Annotated in this window: 13 protein-coding genes and 2 pseudogenes; 3 read left to right on the plus strand and 12 right to left on the minus strand. The window is 59.3% G+C overall.

Going from position 1 to position 17,134, the window contains the following annotated elements; all coding sequences use genetic code 11:
• The 3 genes and pseudogenes from PY650_RS31035 to PY650_RS31040 form a co-directional block, all read right to left on the minus strand.
• Window positions 1-1,830 (minus strand): AMP-binding protein (locus tag PY650_RS31035; protein ID WP_285883702.1); only part of this gene is annotated, 1,830 nt, incomplete at its 3' end.
• Between the two features lie 537 nt (window positions 1,831-2,367).
• Window positions 2,368-2,913 (minus strand): annotated as a pseudogene (locus tag PY650_RS37530) (formyltransferase family protein); the annotation flags it as partial.
• Between the two features lie 984 nt (window positions 2,914-3,897).
• Window positions 3,898-4,284: an ectoine synthase gene (locus PY650_RS31040; RefSeq protein ID WP_285873511.1), complete on the minus strand. Its 387-nt coding sequence runs from the start codon at window positions 4,282-4,284 to the stop codon at window positions 3,898-3,900.
• A 638-nt stretch (window positions 4,285-4,922) separates the two neighbouring features.
• On the opposite strand from PY650_RS31040, the gene PY650_RS31045 reads away from it, so the two are divergent.
• Window positions 4,923-5,246 carry a hypothetical protein gene (locus PY650_RS31045; RefSeq protein WP_285883704.1) on the plus strand — a complete coding sequence of 108 codons (324 nt, stop codon included), beginning with the start codon at window positions 4,923-4,925 and terminating at the stop codon, window positions 5,244-5,246.
• A gap of 35 nt (window positions 5,247-5,281) precedes the next feature.
• Here the strand turns inward: PY650_RS31045 and PY650_RS31050 are convergent, their stop codons facing one another.
• Together PY650_RS31050 and PY650_RS31055 are read right to left on the minus strand one after the other, a co-directional pair.
• Window positions 5,282-6,142, minus strand: coding sequence for an alpha/beta fold hydrolase (locus PY650_RS31050; RefSeq protein ID WP_285883706.1), 861 nt, complete (start codon window positions 6,140-6,142; stop codon window positions 5,282-5,284).
• A 326-nt stretch (window positions 6,143-6,468) separates the two neighbouring features.
• Window positions 6,469-7,620: a glycosyltransferase gene (locus PY650_RS31055; RefSeq protein ID WP_349644532.1), complete on the minus strand. Its 1,152-nt coding sequence runs from the start codon at window positions 7,618-7,620 to the stop codon at window positions 6,469-6,471.
• Between the two features lie 994 nt (window positions 7,621-8,614).
• Here PY650_RS31055 and PY650_RS31060 point away from each other — a divergent pair.
• Entirely contained in the window at window positions 8,615-9,649 is a 1,035-nt protein-coding gene (locus PY650_RS31060; protein WP_285883708.1) for a LacI family DNA-binding transcriptional regulator, read from the plus strand.
• A gap of 11 nt (window positions 9,650-9,660) precedes the next feature.
• On the opposite strand, the pseudogene PY650_RS31065 reads toward PY650_RS31060, so the two are convergent.
• Window positions 9,661-10,110 (minus strand): annotated as a pseudogene (locus PY650_RS31065) (AMP-binding protein); the annotation flags it as partial.
• A gap of 9 nt (window positions 10,111-10,119) precedes the next feature.
• Here PY650_RS31065 and PY650_RS31070 point away from each other — a divergent pair.
• On the plus strand, window positions 10,120-10,377 hold the full coding sequence (locus PY650_RS31070) for a hypothetical protein (RefSeq protein WP_285883710.1): 258 nt from the start codon (window positions 10,120-10,122) through the stop codon (window positions 10,375-10,377).
• Between the two features lie 307 nt (window positions 10,378-10,684).
• On the opposite strand, the gene PY650_RS31075 is transcribed toward PY650_RS31070, so the two are convergent.
• From PY650_RS31075 to PY650_RS31100, 6 genes are all read right to left on the minus strand, one after another.
• Window positions 10,685-11,932, minus strand: coding sequence for an SfnB family sulfur acquisition oxidoreductase (locus tag PY650_RS31075; protein WP_285883712.1), 1,248 nt, complete (start codon window positions 11,930-11,932; stop codon window positions 10,685-10,687).
• Window positions 11,933-11,964: 32 nt separating this feature from the next.
• Window positions 11,965-12,759 (minus strand): ABC transporter ATP-binding protein, encoded by a 795-nt coding sequence (locus tag PY650_RS31080; protein ID WP_285883714.1) that lies wholly within the window; start codon window positions 12,757-12,759, stop codon window positions 11,965-11,967.
• 89 nt (window positions 12,760-12,848) lie between these two features.
• A complete protein-coding gene (locus PY650_RS31085) occupies window positions 12,849-14,183 on the minus strand; it encodes an ABC transporter substrate-binding protein (RefSeq protein ID WP_285883716.1) in 1,335 nt (444 codons plus the stop codon).
• A 96-nt stretch (window positions 14,184-14,279) separates the two neighbouring features.
• A complete protein-coding gene (locus tag PY650_RS31090) occupies window positions 14,280-15,323 on the minus strand; it encodes a branched-chain amino acid ABC transporter permease (RefSeq protein ID WP_285883718.1) in 1,044 nt (347 codons plus the stop codon).
• A 1-nt stretch (window position 15,324) separates the two neighbouring features.
• Window positions 15,325-16,221, minus strand: coding sequence for a branched-chain amino acid ABC transporter permease (locus tag PY650_RS31095; RefSeq protein WP_285883720.1), 897 nt, complete (start codon window positions 16,219-16,221; stop codon window positions 15,325-15,327).
• Entirely contained in the window at window positions 16,221-17,132 is a 912-nt protein-coding gene (locus tag PY650_RS31100) for an ABC transporter ATP-binding protein (protein WP_285883722.1), read from the minus strand. Before PY650_RS31100 ends, PY650_RS31095 begins: the two co-directional genes overlap by 1 nt.
• Between the last annotated feature and the right edge of the window lie 2 nt (window positions 17,133-17,134).

Consider the following 17,134-nt stretch of genomic DNA (forward strand, 5'->3'; position numbering starts at 1 on the left):
CCGGTTCAGATAGCCGCGCGCAACGCCGGCCCCGCCGATATAAAGCTCACCCACCGCCCCGAACGGCACCGGTGCACCATCGCCGTCCAGAAGATACACTCGAGTGTTGGCAATCGGACGGCCGATGGGTGGCAATTCGGGCCAGCATGATGGGTCAGCTGCAAGGCGGTGCTCGGCAATGACGTTGATTTCTGTGGACCCGTATTGATTGATCAATCTCGCCTTTGGATGTGCTTCGAAGAACGCCCTAAGCAGTGGAGTGGCCTGCAATCGCTCGCCCGCTGTATAGATCTCACTCAAAGAGGGCAGCAGCACTTGCTGCGCGCCCCAGACTTCCGCAAAATGGTTCAATGCTACGAACGGGAGGAAAAGCCGCTCGATCGCCTCCCTCTTCACGAATTCGAGTAAATCGGAGAAGTTCCTACGGGTTTCTTCCCGCACGAGCACGAGCGCTCCACCATCCTTCCAACAGATGAACAATTCCTGGGAGGACACATCGAAGTTCAGGGTCGCGAATTGAAGTGTGCGTTTTCGCACTCCATTCCCCGGTGGTGGCGCGAGCGAATTCACAAGCGAGCCGTGGGACATTTCCACGCCCTTTGGGGTTCCGGTTGAGCCGGAGGTGTAGATGATATAGGCGAGATGGCGGGAGGTGAGGCCAAGCGTACGCAGCTCCGGGTCCGAAGGCGACCGCTCGGCCCAGGCGGGGGCGGCCCTATCCAGATCGAACACGCTGACATCGGCCAGCGCGTCGGCACCAAGTGCGCTTCGGCCGGCGGCATCGCAAAGCAGCAGTTGCGGTTCTGCATCGTCGACGATTTGCCGCAGCCGCGCCGACGGATAGGCGGGATCCAGCGGCAGATAGGCGCCGCCCGCCTTGAGGATCGCCAGAACCCCCACCACCATCGCCGGGCTGCGCTGAAGGCAGATCGCCACCGGTTGATCCGGCTTTACACCCAGGGCGATCAGATGATGCGCCAACCGGTTGGCCCGCGCATTGAGTTCGCCATAGCTCAGGTGCTCGTCCTCATGGACGAGGGCGATGGCATCGGGGGTGCGCCGCACCTGCTGCTCGAACAGCTCGTGGATGCAGCGCTCCGACGGATAGGCTGCCGCCGTCCGGTTCAACTCCTCCAGCAAGTGGCCGCGCTCGTCAGCCGGCAGGATATCGAGCTCGCGCACCGACTGGCCTGCATCGGCTGTCACACCACGCAACAACGTTTGTAACTGCTGCGTCATACGGTCGATCTGCTCCGGCGCTAATCGGCTTGCATCAAAATGCCAACGAAAGCTCCCATCCAGAGCGCAAACCTCAAAGGTCAGCAAATCACCGGATAGGACAATCTCAGAACTCGCGTTCGAAGATAGATCGCCAGCGGCCGAACGGCTATCTGCCGTAATCGTGATGCCAATCGGCCAGGGCTGGCACGATCGTAGCGCCCCCACCGCTCGCAATGACGGGAAGCGCGCGGTGAGATCCCGGGCAAAGCTAGCGTGCTCCCGCAACTGAGCGAATTCGATCGCCACCGTTTTGCGGATTTCTTCAAAATCATGTGCGAGATCAATGATAGCTTCCATCGGCACGACAGAGGCGATCAACGGGTCCACGGCTTTGCAGCCCGCTTGCGATCCATCCGATGCAGGCGTCCATCCCAGTTGAAGCTCTGCTTCTCCCGTGATGCGGGCGAGATAGATCAGGAAAGCCGTTACCAAGTATTCGGTGCGATCGAGTGGGAACAGTTTAGCCAAAGCACTTGGGTTGAACCACGAACTCGACTGCCATCCGGGCGACGCAGCAGCCGCGGACGACGACAGGAAAGGAAGCTGCAATATTCTAAACCGCTCTAACCGCTGTCGCCAAAAATCCTCCCGCGGCGCCAGAAATTCGTGGGTGGCAGTTATGCTCCGCGCCTGTTCATCGCTTAAGATCGGAAGGCGACTCCCTTCATCCAGATTGGAGTGCCTAGCGACGGCTCGCGCGTCCAGCACCTGCCCATCGGGGTCGCCAAAACAAACATCGACATCCTCTGTACCCGTCGCCACACACCAATGGCTGGAGTGGACTTCCAGCAGGGAACCTGCTGGAACGCCCGAGCGTCGAGGCAACACCTCCAGGGATCTCACTCTGACAACCTCACCGGCTACGAGAGCCTTGGCTAGACACAATGGATTGGGATGATGTGGCCCAAAGGCTAAGGCACGCGTCATCGCCGACAGATCCTGCGCGGATTTCTCCCATCTCAGACAGCCTGCCGCATCTGGGCGCCGGCGCCTCGGGAAATAGCTTCTGTCTGCCAGCGCCTGCGGCCGGGCAGTCAGCTTCCCGTTCGCTAAGCCCGTTATTAGCTCGCGGAAACCCTCGAATGCAGCTTCATAACATTTAAGGTTCAGGGTAAGTGTCGTGTCGCTGGGCGCAATCGACACTTGGCGCTGAACCGCGACGTCACCAGTATCGACACCATCACCCATCCTATGCCATGTGATGGCATATTCGCTCTCTTGCGCCAGCAAAGCCCAGGACGTCGCGTGCATTCCTGCATATCGTGGCAATGGACCGTCGTGGTAATTGAACGCACCTCGACGCACTCGCCCAAACACGTTCGGTGGCAATACGAACGGATTGGCAACGGAGAAAAGCCACTCTACCGGCTTGGCCTTCAAAAGAGAGCAGAGCTCTTCAATACTCGCTACACACCGGATGTTGGCGCGAGCCGCCCACTCTGCGAATATGGGGTCGGCGGACAGGGCCGCATCAATAACGTGGCCTCTCTCCATTGCCAGCTGAGCGCAGCTGATAGCAAGTGCACCACCGCCGACAAAGACACTGGAGGAAACGGGTCGGACTGCAGGTTGCCTATCCTGACTGTCTGCTTCGCGTGCACCGGCGCGCACCGGAGAAGACCCATGTGCCATTTTTATCCCTCTCACAGTCTACCCTTGAAGTAGGGCAGGTCCCATCCTATGCGCCCCACCATGGAGCGCCTCAAACGCGTCACATTGGTTCGGATTTGCTCTGGCGCAATCGCGCCCACAGTCCCCCGTGCAATAGGCCTGCATTGACGGTAACGAAACTTTTGCGCGCAGCCAGATATCCCCAAAGTGCCTCCGGCAAGCCCGTGCCTGCAAATATCGTCTCTGGCAGTCTCGCAGTCGCCATCTTACCTCGTCTGAGTTTCCGGTGAGCGTCATCATCGGACGCCTTCTCCTCAGTCCATGGGCCTTTGTGGAGTACCACGCACGTACCGTGCCAACGAGAAATCGTTCTCAATCAACATGATAGCCCTAACACTGCTCTGTCATTTATCCGACATCGCCGGACATCGGACAATTGAGCGCGCTGTCAATCGGCATAAGCCTTTCGGAATCTTGCCCGATGGGTTCCGAGCAAAGAAAGGGGAGCCGGGAAAGCGGGTTTTGGGGTCCATTTTCGCTTGTTGCGCAACGGTGCGTTTGCGAGGTGAGAGCGACCCTTCTCATGATGGCGGTGATGCAACTTTGGGTGTTTGCCATTCTCGATGAGTGCATTGTACTTGGGGTTGAGATCGGGATTGAAGGGGCTTCAACGACTGCTGGCTATGGAGCGCTGACGGACGATGGGGCCTTCTGCCAGATTAATGCGCATCTGGTCCACCGTCCGGATTGTCGACTCATGGATGCGAGACCGCATCAGAAGGCTGCGGTCTTTTCGTCGAGGTTTCCGAGTTCCGGCATTTTGATGATTAGAGCGGTTCCCTGGCTGAATGACTCTGCGGGGTGCCGTGCACTTCGAATTCGAGCTTTCGATCGGGACCTGAATCGTGTTTGGCACTATGGCCAGCGGCACGTGTGACGCGGCACCAACCAGCGACTGCAAAGCTCAATTAGCGGCGGTTTATATTCTGCTTTTGTTCGCCTTGCTCAATATGCTGAGCCTGCCGGGTCGTTGAGCTTGTGGCGCTCGGTCCCCTTGAGGGGCGGGTTGAAGATACTGACGAGGATCAGGTCCTTGTCCCGGCCCCCGCGCAGAAAATGCTTGTCATGCTTGTCAAGCACATAGATGTCGCCCTTGCGAATAGGGAAGACATTACCGTCCATGTCCTCGACCTCGCCCTCTCCGGCTATGCAGTAGCACGCCTCGAGATGATTGCGGTATTGGAGAAGCGAGACAGTGTTAGCCCGCACTACGGTGTGGCAGATGCTAAAGCCTATGCCGTCCTTGTCTGTCAGGAGGCGGTGGCTAGTACCATTGCCCCAATCGACGAAGTGATCCGTCGCTTCAACATCGCGCAGGCTACGCACAATCATAGGGCTATCCATTTCTATCTTTCGTTGCAGAAATACAAGTCAAGTCATTGTTGTGGGAAGCTGTAGGCCGTTGTTCTGACCTGGAAGCGCGCCTTCCGGCAACTCCCGGCGCCGAAAGGCAAATTGGTTATTTGGGCGCGGGGCACGCCGGCAAGGACATGCATGTTCATGTCCGCAATTGCCGTTCGCTGGGTAGCGAGCCATTGGTTCTGATCTAACTCGATCCCTTTCTCGCAATGCCCTTATCGCGCGGGCGACGGTAGGATTTTTCGGATCAGGCAAGTTGTTTCCTTCCGTCGCTCTGCCTTGCAACGCGAATACGGCGCCGCAGCCTCTTAGCTAACGACGCAAATCTTGTGCCACCATAACGGATAAGTATATGGCTGTTTTTAGCTGGTTAGAGAGTGGAAAGACAGCAGTGTGTTGAAGCCAATCTGACAAACTGCCAAGAGGTTATGTGTCGTGCCAGCTTGTCGACTTCCGCCCGTTCAATGGCGCGCGTTATGTCCTCCAGTCAAAACGCGGCTAACGACCGACATTCTGCATACGGTTTTCGTTTGCGACGATCGCCTATCCGTGGCCCCCGCTGTTCGGGAGCAAGGTGAAGGTCTCGCTGCTGTCGGCGCGGCAAGAGCCTGATGTCCATCTTTATGCACAAGCGGCCCGATCTTTCCCATGAGTTACCGAACTGGGTGTTCGATCAGCGCTGTTGCAGCGGAATGAGACTTGGACCACCCGAGATCAGCATCGATGGCCTTAACGAACTGCGGCTGTCTTGGCACCGTTCGGCGCGGCTCGCTCAAGAGATTCTGCCTCTCAACAAGGCGGAAACGGGCGCCCACGATCAGCGCGCCCTTGCGTTCGACGTGGGCTCCTCCAGCGTGATGTTCTTCGCCGAAAACCTCGGCGCTGACGACCGGCTGGGGAAGGTGTCGCGATGCTTCGCTCAGTCGAAAGCATGACTTTACATCGTGAACCGATCTATTCGGCACATCCGTTACGACCCGGTGGTGGGGCGCGGCCTCAGGCCGACTGCTAGGAAGCGGTCGAGCATTGCATTCACCTGGTCAGCCACCTCGATGGTGTTGAAATGGCCAGCCAACAGCGTCTTGGCCAGAACAAGCTGCGAGCAGCGAGCCTTTAGCCAGTCGAGATCACACGCAGCGCTCACCAGCGGCACATCGGCCGCGATGTAGGCCATCGGGATCTTGCAACGCGATGCCGCAGGGGACGCGTCATAATTGAGAAAGAAATCGCGCATTACCGAATATGCCACATGCTGCGGTGTCTTCTCGCACGAAGCCCGGATGTAGATGTTGTGGATGCTCTCGCGCCTGGAAGGGTCATCGTAGTCGAGGGCCATGGACCACGCATTTTTCCGCAAAACCTCCCGGTAATTTGAGCCGGAAATGTCATCCAGGAACTGGCCAATTTCGGGGCTGTCGCGCAGCGCCCACCGGGGCATGACAACAGAATCGATCATCACGAGGCCCGAGGCCAGCTCCGGATGGCGCCCGCACAGCTCAAGTGCGACCGACCCACCCATGCTGTGGCCGATGATCAGCGGTTTTTCGAGCTTCAGCTCACCGCATTGCCATGCTACGTCGTCGGCAAAACCCTCGATCGTGTACTCCTGCTTTGGCGCATCGCTGTGTCCGTGACCGCGGAGGTTGACCGCAACGACGTGCCGACTGTTAGCGAAATGTTCGATCTGCGGCGTGAATATCCTGTGATCGCCGGTCCAGCCGTGAATCAGGACGAGCGGCGGACTCAGGGGCGACGCCGAAATAGCTTCGAAGTGCGCGAGGCGCACCCCGGCGCGATTCATCAGGATGGGGCCCGATTCGGCTACATTCATGAGGTTCGGCTCCTTTTATCTGTGCTAGCTATCTAAGGATAGATGGTGTGTGTCATAGAGAGCGGAGCAGCCAACGGCAGTCAGACCGCGAAGGCAATGGGTTCGCCGACCAAACTGATGCAATCGAGTAGAGAACGCCCGCGGCAGAAGGGGCAACACCGGAATACGATGAACTGGAAGAGGCACCGGGCCGGAGATAAGATCGACTTGCGCCCGATAGGGAGGCATCGAAGGAATGATATCGATGCCTAAATCCCGTAGGGGAGATGCCTGCGCGCGCCAACGATGAATTCGAACGATCCGAACGCACGATCAAACCGCCTGCATCAGGTCGCCGATCCGACAATACGCCTCTTTGCCACCATAGCCTCCAATTCGTCAACGAGACCGGAGGCGGCTATTTCCGCTTTGATGCCATCGCCCAAGCGGCGCGCCGCAGCACGATAACACGGTTCCTGAAGTAGCCGACTGACAGCGCCGGCGATCTCAGCCTCACTCGCACTCGGCGGTAGCCGCAGACCAGCTCCCCTCGACACAACTCGTGCCGCATTATCCCCTTGGTCGCGCCCGTTGGGGAGCACCAATTGCGGCAGACCGTTTATCAGCCCTCGACTGACGGTGCCGTGGCCGCCCTGCGTTACCACGAGGCAGACTTCCTTCATCACTGCGTCATGCGGTGCGCCGTGCAGCAGATGCACGTTCGTGGGGGCGACCAGCTTCCCCGCATCAACATGGGGGCCGATCGTCGCAACCGCGTACACGTCCAGCGTACCCAGTGCGCTGATGATCCGTTGGACCAAGTCGTCTTGACCCTGAGCGCCGGAGCTGCAGGCGACGAGCACACGAGGTCGATTGGGGTCCACTGGCCAAGGCGCGTTCCAGCTCTTTGACCAATTTGGTTGCTCCAGCAGCGGCCCAACATAACGAACGTTGTCCGGCAGGAGGTCGGCCGCAAAGTCGAAGGTCCGGCTGATCGCCAGCAAGTACCGATCGGCGCGCTCGAACAAATTCACCGTGCTGGCTAAGCCGGAGAGGCCGAGGCCGGCACGCGCCTCGTTTAGAAGCGAAAGGAATTGGTTTAGGAAGCAAACCCAGTCTTCGTTCGCCGCCGCAGTCGCGATCCGCTCTTCCGGCGTTTGCGGCTGCACGAGTCCGCTGGTGGCCGGCGGAATCCCTGGCAGAGGGCGAAGACTCACATGGGGTGACAACATTGCGATGGGCACGCCCGCAGCTTCGGCGCCCAGTACGGCACCGAACAACATATCGATGGCAACAACAGCATCCGTGGGGACGCGGCCGATCTCATCATGGATGTCGGCCGCATAAGCTGGCGCGGGGCCGAAGACCGCCTTTTGGAACCAGTCGCGCATGTCTGAAAAGCAAGTCGGGTCCGCCTCGATGCCGATTGGGGCACGACGCCAGCACACGAAGTCGAAACCCGCCGCGGCCACTTCACGCTGCATCTCTGGATCAGCCATGATACGGACGCTATGGCCGCGCCGTTGCAGGCGTCGAGCTGCAGTCAACAACGGGCCCAGATTACCCGACGTCCCCCAGGACGCAAGCAAAAAGCTGTACACTATGCGTCACCTCAATCGTGGATAGAAACCAAAATTCGTCGTAATCGGCCGCCACCAAAGAACTCGTGATCGATAACGGTACCTCATGGCGAGGTTTACAGCCGTCACAATCGGAGGTGAGCGTCCCTGCAACTTCCCCCAGCGGACCTTCTCGGTAGAGATTGGCGCTCCATTACCGCCATCGCGCATGTTCTAACCGCTGTCGTAAACCCGGAAGGATTTGCAGTTGCACACAGCTCAATTGCGTCTGGAGCTGGCACCATCGGCGGGGTGGTCTAGCCGCCTAGCCGACCTCGACAGAGGCAATATGGTCCTGCGAACTTACGACAGACACACTCATCTCGAAGGACCCTCGATCGTCTCCAGCTCGCGGGGCCTCGGACGCGATGACTTGCCCGCTTAAGCTTCTTTCAACTCCGTCCGTCCTGCGATTTTTAAGACCTTCGAGACGCTGCGTAAAATTGATTGTTCGAATGTGTGCAATCCGCGAGCGGCATGTCTCTGCGGCGCGCCCCTGCGCCTGCTCCTACTACGCCGTGCTGGAGACTATGCTTGCGCACGTATCCCGACCGCGCTATCTCCATCAACTCGGAATTTCCAACCTCCGGAACTGCGACGTCCCACCAAAACCCACCTCCCGCTTCTCCAGGTCCGCGTGAAGAATTGATGTCGATGACGATAAGGAACGCCTTGGTGATCGAGCGCATTTCAAGAACTAAGCCGGACCGTTATCCATAGGCGCGCGATCGCCGTCGGCGTCCGAAAGCGGCGTCACCCTTTGAAAGGTCGCAGACATGAGAGTATTTCCTCCAGAAGAGAGAACCTCCGAAGTTCTCGTGCCAAACTGACTTTGACTGGAAGATGAATTGCGAAAGATTATGAAAGGTTTGACATGTCTCGCCCGACGATCTCAGATTTGGCAAAGGCCGCTAACGTAAGCATTTCAACAGTCGATCGTGTGCTGAACGGCCGCGACTCGGTGCGTCCACAGACAGTGGAGCGGGTTCTGAGCGCCGCCCGACAGATCGGGTTCCACGGCATGACGGCCATCGAGCGGCGGCTCGAGCGCGACAAGCCGGCGATCAAGTTCGGCTTTCTTCTCAAGCAGTCTCACCGCAAGCTTTATCAGATGTGGAGCGACATTCTGATTGCAGCGACCGAAGCCTTTCCTGATGCCGATGGAAGCGCCGTCGTTAGGTTCATGGACGACCTTGCGCCTGACAAAGCTGCCGAGGCAATCTACGCTCTCAGCCGCAAAGCCGACGTCATCGGAATGATCACCTCCGACCACCCGCAGGTGAATCACGCGGTCGAGGGCCTCGCAGCAGAAAACATTCCGGTCGTGACCATGATTTCCGACATTTCCACCGCCGCGCGCGCAGGATATGTCGGCAACGATTGCGTCAAGAAGGGCCGTACGGCGGCTTGGTTTATAGCTGGGCTAAATGGCAACGGCGGCAAGGTTTCAGTCTTCGTCGGAAGTCACCGCTATCTTGCCCAAGAGCTGAACGAATTGGGCTTTCGATCATATTTTCGAGAGAGCGCATCGGGCTTCCAGATGTTGGAGACGGTTGCGACCCTTGAGGAGCCCGAAATCGCCTATGAAGCCACACAGCGCCTTCTGCAGACCGAGCCGGATTGGGTCGGTCTCTACGTCGCCGGCGGCGGCATCACTGGCGTCGTGCGAGCCTTGCGGGAGGATGGTGGAACAGCAGCCAAACGCCTTGTCGTCATAGCGCACGAACTTACGAATGAAACAAGAACCGGTCTCGCTGAGGGTCTGATCAAAGTCGTCCTATCCCATCCAGCGAAGCTTCTAGGAGAGACCCTGGTTCGCGCAATGGCGGAAGCGCTTGATACTGACCGATCACCGACTGTGTCGCAGCACATTGTCCCTTTTGAATTTTACACTGCCGCGAATATCTGAAGCTTCTACTGTAGTTCATCCATCAGCCGGATGTCGCAAAGTGCATGGCTGATCTCGGCCTTGTTGTCATGATTGGTCAATTCTCCGGCGCGCAGCATCGGCATGGTGTTGACGACAACGGCGACCGCCTTTGTCGCAGCTAGCCAGCACGCCACCATCGCGGGATTGTTCGCCGAGCGAATCGGCGCCCTGTTGCCCGGCCTCACGCCCAAGTCGTCCACAAGCACGATTGCGAGGCGATTGGTCCCGTCCGCAAGCTCCTTGTAGGTTCGCCGGCGCCTTGCGCCGATCAAGGCGGTACGATCGCCAAACCCCTTCGCGACCATGGCATCGGTCAGTGCGACCGCGACGTTCAGACGATCAGGGTAATCGAAGCCATCGAGCAGAAGATCGGGCCAGGTGTCCACCGGTGGCAGAATTTCCCGGCTGAAACTGTCCTCATGGGCTGATGGGCTGAGCATATTTCCCTCATGTCCTTTGCGACGGACCGGGGGGCCGGACATTCCTGTCTGGCCCGTCTGGTTCAGGGCACCGTGAGCAAGCTCCTTGGCCAGGAGGACATTAAACCGCACAAGATGCGCTACTATCTGAAACGTCGCGATGCCGAGTTCGAGCAGAAGATGGCGGAGGTCTTGTGTGTCCATCGCGAGGTCCAGGTCCTGAAAAAGACAGCAGCCAAGTCGAACAAATCGGGCATGCGGGTCGCGATCGGCTCCTATGATGAGTAGCTGGTATCCAGGCAATCAAACCGCTGTCCAGGGATCTTGCGAGCGAGATCTCGTTGCACGAACTCGAGCTCGATCCGGGACGAGAACATCCGCTGTTCATAACGGCGCGTCAGCGGGACCGATCCCGAATTTGGACGTCTCCGCTATTCTGGGAGCCTTGAAAATTGATGCTTCTAGACGCAACGGTGCTTGGTAGCTCCTCTTACCATTGACCTGCGCTAGCTTTTGATAGTGCAGATCGCCTCCGCCATGTGTTTGGCAGAGGCCGCATTTGGTTTGCTTCGTCGCGAGAGACCTGTTCGGATCGTCAACTCCATGCATGCAGGGGAGGATTTTCGCCATTCAGGAAGTATCTTCCGAGAATGGCGTATTTCCAGCGCACAGGGTCATGGAGCGTATGGGTGCGCGCATTGCGCCAATGGCGATCGAGATTGTGCTCGGCGAGTGTTGAGCGGGTGCCTGCCAGTTCGAACAGTTTGTTGCTCGCCGCAATGGCGATTTCGGTCGACAGGATCTTGGCCTCGGCCGTTACGATCTGCGCTTCGGCGACAGTGTCGGCATTGGGGTTCAACACGGCGCGGTCGATTGCACGGCCGGCTTTTTCCAAAAGCGCTTGCGCGGCATGCAGGCGAAGTGTCAGATCGCCAACCGCCTGGATCGTATAGGGATCCTCCCAAGCATGATCCTGGCCGCTATCCACCCACGCGCGGCTCTTGGTGCGCACGAAGGCGACCGTGTCGTCAATGGCGGCCTGTGCGATACCGGTGTCGACGGCAACCTGGATGATCTGGAAGATTGCGCCATCGGCGGTCGGCACTTCATAGCCCTTGTATCCCGGCACGAGATGGGTCTTCGGCACCTTGACGTTGTCGAGCAGCACCGTGCCCGACAGCGTCGTGCGCTGCCCGAACGAGGACCAGTCATCGATGACGGTGAGTCCAGGCGCATCCCGCTCGGCAATCGCATACCAGGCCCGCCCCTCGTCATCGAGTGCGACGATTGGCACTAGATGCGCAAGCAGCGCGCCAGAGGAGTAGAACTTGCGTCCGTTGACGACGACGTGGTCGCCGGCATCGGCAAACCGCGTCTCGAAATCGACCGCCCGTTTGGAACCGAGTTCCGAAAAAGCGTTGCCGAAGCGGGTACCCCTGAGGACCTCGGCGAACAGAAGCTTCTGCTGAGCGGCATCCGATACGGTTCTGATAGCAGCAACGACACCCAGATGGTTCTGGGCGATCTGGCCGATCGAGGAATCCGCTGCGGATATGATCTCGATGACCTTTGCGAGCGTTGCGTATGAAACCTCCGGCCCGCCGAAGGCTTTTGGCACGTTGATGGACCATAGGCCACTTTGCGAAAAGGCATCCAGCTCGGCGACGGGCCAAATGCGTTCTCGGTCGCGCTTGGCCGAGTCCTTCACGAATTCGGCGGCAAGCCGGCGGGCAACGGCGATTGCCTCGGCGTCGTCCTTGATGACATGGGCGGGCTCGACCGGGCGAGGAACCGCCGGCACAGCCTTGACGGCATTTTCGGTATTGACCTGTGAGAGCGTCATGATGGTTTCACCTGGTTGACGATGGCGGCCGATCAGGCCGGTGGGAGGTTTGTTGCTGCGGGTGTGGGTGCCGGCGTGGATTTCTGACCGAGATAAGATGCCTTGACGTCGTCGCGCCCGCGCAACTCGGCCGCATCTCCCGAAAGCACGGCGGCACCGTTTTCGAGGACTGTCGCGCGGTCGGCATAGCGCAGCGCGATTGCCGAATTCTGTTCGGCAACGAGAATGGAAAGGCCGCTTTCAACGTTCAGCCGCCGCAGCGTCCGGAAAATGTCCTGCACGACGATCGGCGCCAGCCCCATGGACGGCTCGTCGAGCACCAGCAGCTTTGGACGTGACATCAATGCACGGCCGATCGCCGTCATTTGCTGTTCACCGCCTGAAGTAAGGCCGGCCGATGCGCGGCGCTTCTCCTTCAGCCGGGGAAAAATTGCGTAGATTCTCTCGAGATCGGCGGCGATCTCAGCGCGCGAGCCGCTCCGTCCGAGACCGCCGGAAATGAGATTTTCCTCGATGGTCAAATTGCGGAAGCAATGCCGGCCCTCAAGGACCTGCACGAGGCCCGCGCGCACCAATTCGGCCGGCGTTGCCGTTGTAACGTCACGGCCCTCGTATAAAACGCCTCCAGCGGTAATCTCGCCGCGCTCGGCCGGAAGCAGATTAGAAATCGCCTTGAGCGTCGTCGTCTTGCCAGCGCCATTGGCACCCAGCAGCGCCAGAATCTCGCCGCGGCGCAATGTGAAGCTGACACCGTGAAGCGCCGTGATGGCTCCATTGTAGGTCGCTCTGATCCCGTCCACGCTCAGCAGAACGTCTTTCCCAGCCATGGTCCACCTAATCTCAGTGTGGTTTCGTATGCGAGCCGGGCACCGGCAGAAAGCAGCAGGACCGCGCTGCCGATGCCCAGCCACGGGGCTCAGTTCGTCACGGCCTGTGCGTCTTCAGACGTGCGCAACTTGATGCCCTTTTCCTTGGCGTAGGCTTCCGAGGATTTCTCGATGATCGGCCGGAGCAGAGCCCAGTCCGGCGCAATCCAATCGGAGACGACGTTCCACTTCTTGCCGTCCCACTGCTGGAAGGTCACGTAGCCGTTGCCCTCGTGATTGTCCCAGGTGACGTTGATGGAATGGAACAGGCCCTTGGCGCCGAGCGCCTCGACGCGAGCCGGATCAAGCTGCAGGTGCTCGAAGCCCCAGCGGACCTCGTCGCCCGTCAGAGTCCGATGTCCGAACTTTTCCTGGGCAATACGGATCGCCTCGACGTTCAGGATACCGTTGACGATACCGAGATTGTGATAGACGGAGCCGATGCGCTTCTTGTCTTCCAGATTGCCCTTGCCGTTGTCATAGAGCGTCTTCACGATCTCCTGGACGATCGGATATTCCGTGCCGGAGGCTTGGGTCGTGATGGCGGTATATCCCTTCGCGGCGTCGCCTGCCGGGATCACGTCCTCTTCCGAGTTCGACCAGACGTTGCCGATGATATGGTCGGCAGGAAAGCCGGTCTTTGCCGCGGTTTTCACGGCGACCGGGTTCATGACACCCCAGCCGCGCAGCACGACGTAATCCGGCTTGGCGCGGCGTATCGTCAGCCATTGTGCCTGTTGCTCGTTGCCCGGATGAGGCACTTCGATCTGCTGCAGTTCGAAGCCATATTTTTGCGACAGGAGTTCATAGATCGGGATCGTTTCCTTGCCGTAGGGCGAGCCGTGATAGAGCACGACGATCTTCTTGCCCTTCAGCTTGTCGAGACCGCCGAGCTTCGTGGCGATGTAGTTCACGATGCCCGAGGTCTCGCTATAGGGATTGAGCAGCAACGGAAAGACATAGGGGAAAACGCGGCCATCAGTGGAATCCGTGCGACCATGGTTGATGGTAATCAACGGCACTTTGTCCTGCGTGATGCGGTCAATCATGGCATAGGCGATACCGACGGAAAGCGGGTTCCAGGCGGCAATATTCGGATTGCTCTTGAGACGCTCGTAGGCCTCGACGCCACGTTCAACCTCGTATTGCGTTTCCGCTTCCGACCAGGTGAGCTTGACGCCGTTGACGCCGCCATCGCGCGTGTTGATGAGGTTCAGGTAATCGATGAACCCGCCGAAGAAGCCGGTACCGCCGGCCGCATAGGGCCCGACGCGATAGCTTTGCAGCGGGAAATATTGTTCGTCGGCATGGGCGGCCGGTATCGCGGCCGAGACGGCCAGTCCAGTTGCTATGACGGCGGCCTTCAATTTCGCAAGCATGGTCATGTTTGGATACACTCCGGGTATTGTCCGGTGTGATGGCCGGAACTGGGTTGAATGAGCGATGGGTTTGATGTCTGCGGAGCTTGTGCCCCGGCTTGGTTAGGCCGGCCTGCCGACGGCAGCGCCGAACCGCCTTCGGATCTTGCCCCAGAGGGAGGAAAGCCCGTCCGGTTCGAGGATCAGAAACAGAATGATCAGGGCGCCGAGCACGATGCGCTGGCTCATGTCGAGCACGCCGGAATCGAAGACATCACCGAGCAGGAACGCGCCCAGTCGGGACAGCACGAGCGGGAAGACGACGATGAGAGCGGCGCCGAGAAAGGCACCCCGCGTCGAGGCAAGCCCGCCGATGATGATTATAAAAAGGATCTGGAACGATCGGTCGAGATTAAAGCCGGCCGGCTCGACGGTTCTGAGATAAGCAAAGGCCCAAAGCGCTCCCGCCACGGCGATGATGAAAGAGGAGATAGCAAAGGCCAGCAACTTGGTTTTCAGCACGGGCACACCGATGATGCGTGCCGCTATCTCATTGTCGCGAACGGCGATGAAGTTGCGGCCGGTTTGGGACGTCGTCAGCCGATGCGCCAGGAAGGTCAGCACCACGACGGTCGTGAGCGAAAAGAGATAACGGCCGGTCGGACCGGTAAATTCGACGCCCGCAAGCGTCAGAGGCGGCGCATCGATGACGCCGGAGGCGGAGCCGTTTGAAAACCAGTTGAACTTGGTCAGAGCCCACTGCACGAAGAACTGCGCGGCGAGCGTCGACACCGCAAGATAAAAGCCCTTCAATCTGAGGCTAGGCAGGCCGAAAATGATGCCGATCACCGCCGCCGGAAGGCCGGCCAGCAGGATGCTGATGATCAAAGGAAGGCCATCGACGCGCAGATTGAAATTGTAGGCAGCAAAGGCACCGACGGCCATGAAGGCGGCGCTTCCGAGCGAGACCTGGCCTGCATAGCCGGTAAGCAGATTCAGCCCGACGCCGGCAAGGCTGAGCGCCAGGAAAGGCAAAAGGATCGCCTCGAACAAATAGGTCGAACCGACAAAGGGAACCACGAGATAGGCGCCGGCAAGGATGGCAATCGGCGTCAGCCAGCGGCTGAAGAGCCATGTGGGATGAAGATCGGCGGTAATAACGGCCATATCAGACCCTTTCCACGAGCTTTTGCCCGAACAGGCCGGAGGGGCGGATGAGCAAGAAGGCGAGTGCTGCGACATAGGCAATCCAGCCTTCGATGCCGCCGCCGAAATATTCGCCGATATAGACTTCCGCGAGCTTCTCGGTCGCGCCGATCAGGAGACCGCCGACGATCGCACCCAGAATGGAATCGAAGCCGCCGAGCACGAGGACGGGCAGCGCTTTCAGAACCACCAGCGAAAGGGAGAACTGCACGCCGAGCCGCGCGCCCCATAGCAGGCCAGCAACCAGTGCCACGACGCCGGCAGCCGCCCAGACCGTTGCCCAAATCCAGGGCAGTTTAAGCCCGACCGCAAGTGCAGCGAACTGATCGTCCGCTACAGCCCGGAATGCCAACCCAATTCGGGTGTAGCGGAAGAAGGCGGACAGCGCCGCCACCATCGCGGCAGCCACTGCCGCCGCAAAAAGATCGAACTGGCTGATGAACACGCCGCCAATGTCGAAGGGAACATCCTCGATCCCGAGCTCCAGACCGTGGACCTGCGTGCCCCAGATGAGCTGAGCCGCCCCCTCGATGATATAGGAGAGCCCGAGCGTCGCCATGAAAAGCGTGATCGGCGGCTTGTTGGTCAATGGGCGCAATACCGCGCGCTCGACGGCGAGACCAATCAGCACCATGGCGGCAAGGGTAAGGACGAGCGCGAGCGCGAAGGGTATGCCGCGCTCAAGAAGGCTGACAAAGGTCAGCGCCGCAAATAGCAACATCGCCCCTTGGGCGAAGTTGAGAACGCCCGACGTCTTGTAGATCAACACGAAACCGATGGCGACGAGCGAATACATGACGCCCGACAGCAAGCCGCCCACCAGCACTTCGATCAGAAACAGCCAGTCGAAATCTCCCATCAGATGCCCTCCCCATCCTCGTTTTCCGCAACGACGCCGAGATAGGCGTCGATGACGCGCGCGTCGGCACGAATTTCGTCCGGGCTGCCGTCGGCGATCTTGCGGCCGTAATTGAGGACCGCGATCCGGTCGGAAAGCTGCATGACCACGCCGATATCGTGTTCGATGAGGATCACCGTCGTGTCATACCGATCTCGGGCGGATCGGATGAAGTCCGTCATGTCGTTCTTTTCGCTTGCCGTCATCCCCGCCATAGGCTCGTCCAGAAGCAGGATCTTCGGTTCGGCCACCAGGGCGCGGGCGAGCTCGACACGTTTTTGCAGCCCGTAGGGAAGCGTGCCGACGAGACGATGGCTGACCTGGTCCAGATGCAGGAACTCAAGAATACGGGCCGCCCGCTCGCGTGCATCCGCCTCTTCGCGGCGCGCGCGGCCAAGGCCGAGAATCTGTTCAGCAAAGGTCGAGCGCACGGTATAGGCTCGACCGGCGATGACGTTATCGGTGACGCTCAAGCCCTTGAACAAGGCGAGGTTCTGGAACGTGCGCGCAACGCCAAGCGATGCCAGCAGTTCCGTCGGCACATGACGATAAGTGTTGGAGCCGATACGAACATGGCCATGGTTCGAGCGATAGACACCGCTGATGACGTTGATCAGCGAACTCTTACCTGCGCCATTTGGACCGATAATCGCCCGGATCTCCCCCGGCTCAACAGAAAGGTCGACATCGACCAAGGCAGCGACGCCACCAAATGACAGGCTGATACCATGCAATGAGAGAGCATGGGTCTCTTCGCCATGCTGCGGGATGGCGCCGGTCTTACCCGGTGGCAACGCGCGGGGAATCTGGTCGCCGGAGCCCCGCAGCGTTCCGGGATCCAGCACGTCAAGGGAATAGGTCGCGGCAGGCATTC

Origin of the sequence: Martinezella calliandrae (assembly GCF_030272695.1) — a bacterium.
Taxonomy (GTDB): domain Bacteria; phylum Pseudomonadota; class Alphaproteobacteria; order Rhizobiales; family Rhizobiaceae; genus Rhizobium; species Rhizobium calliandrae.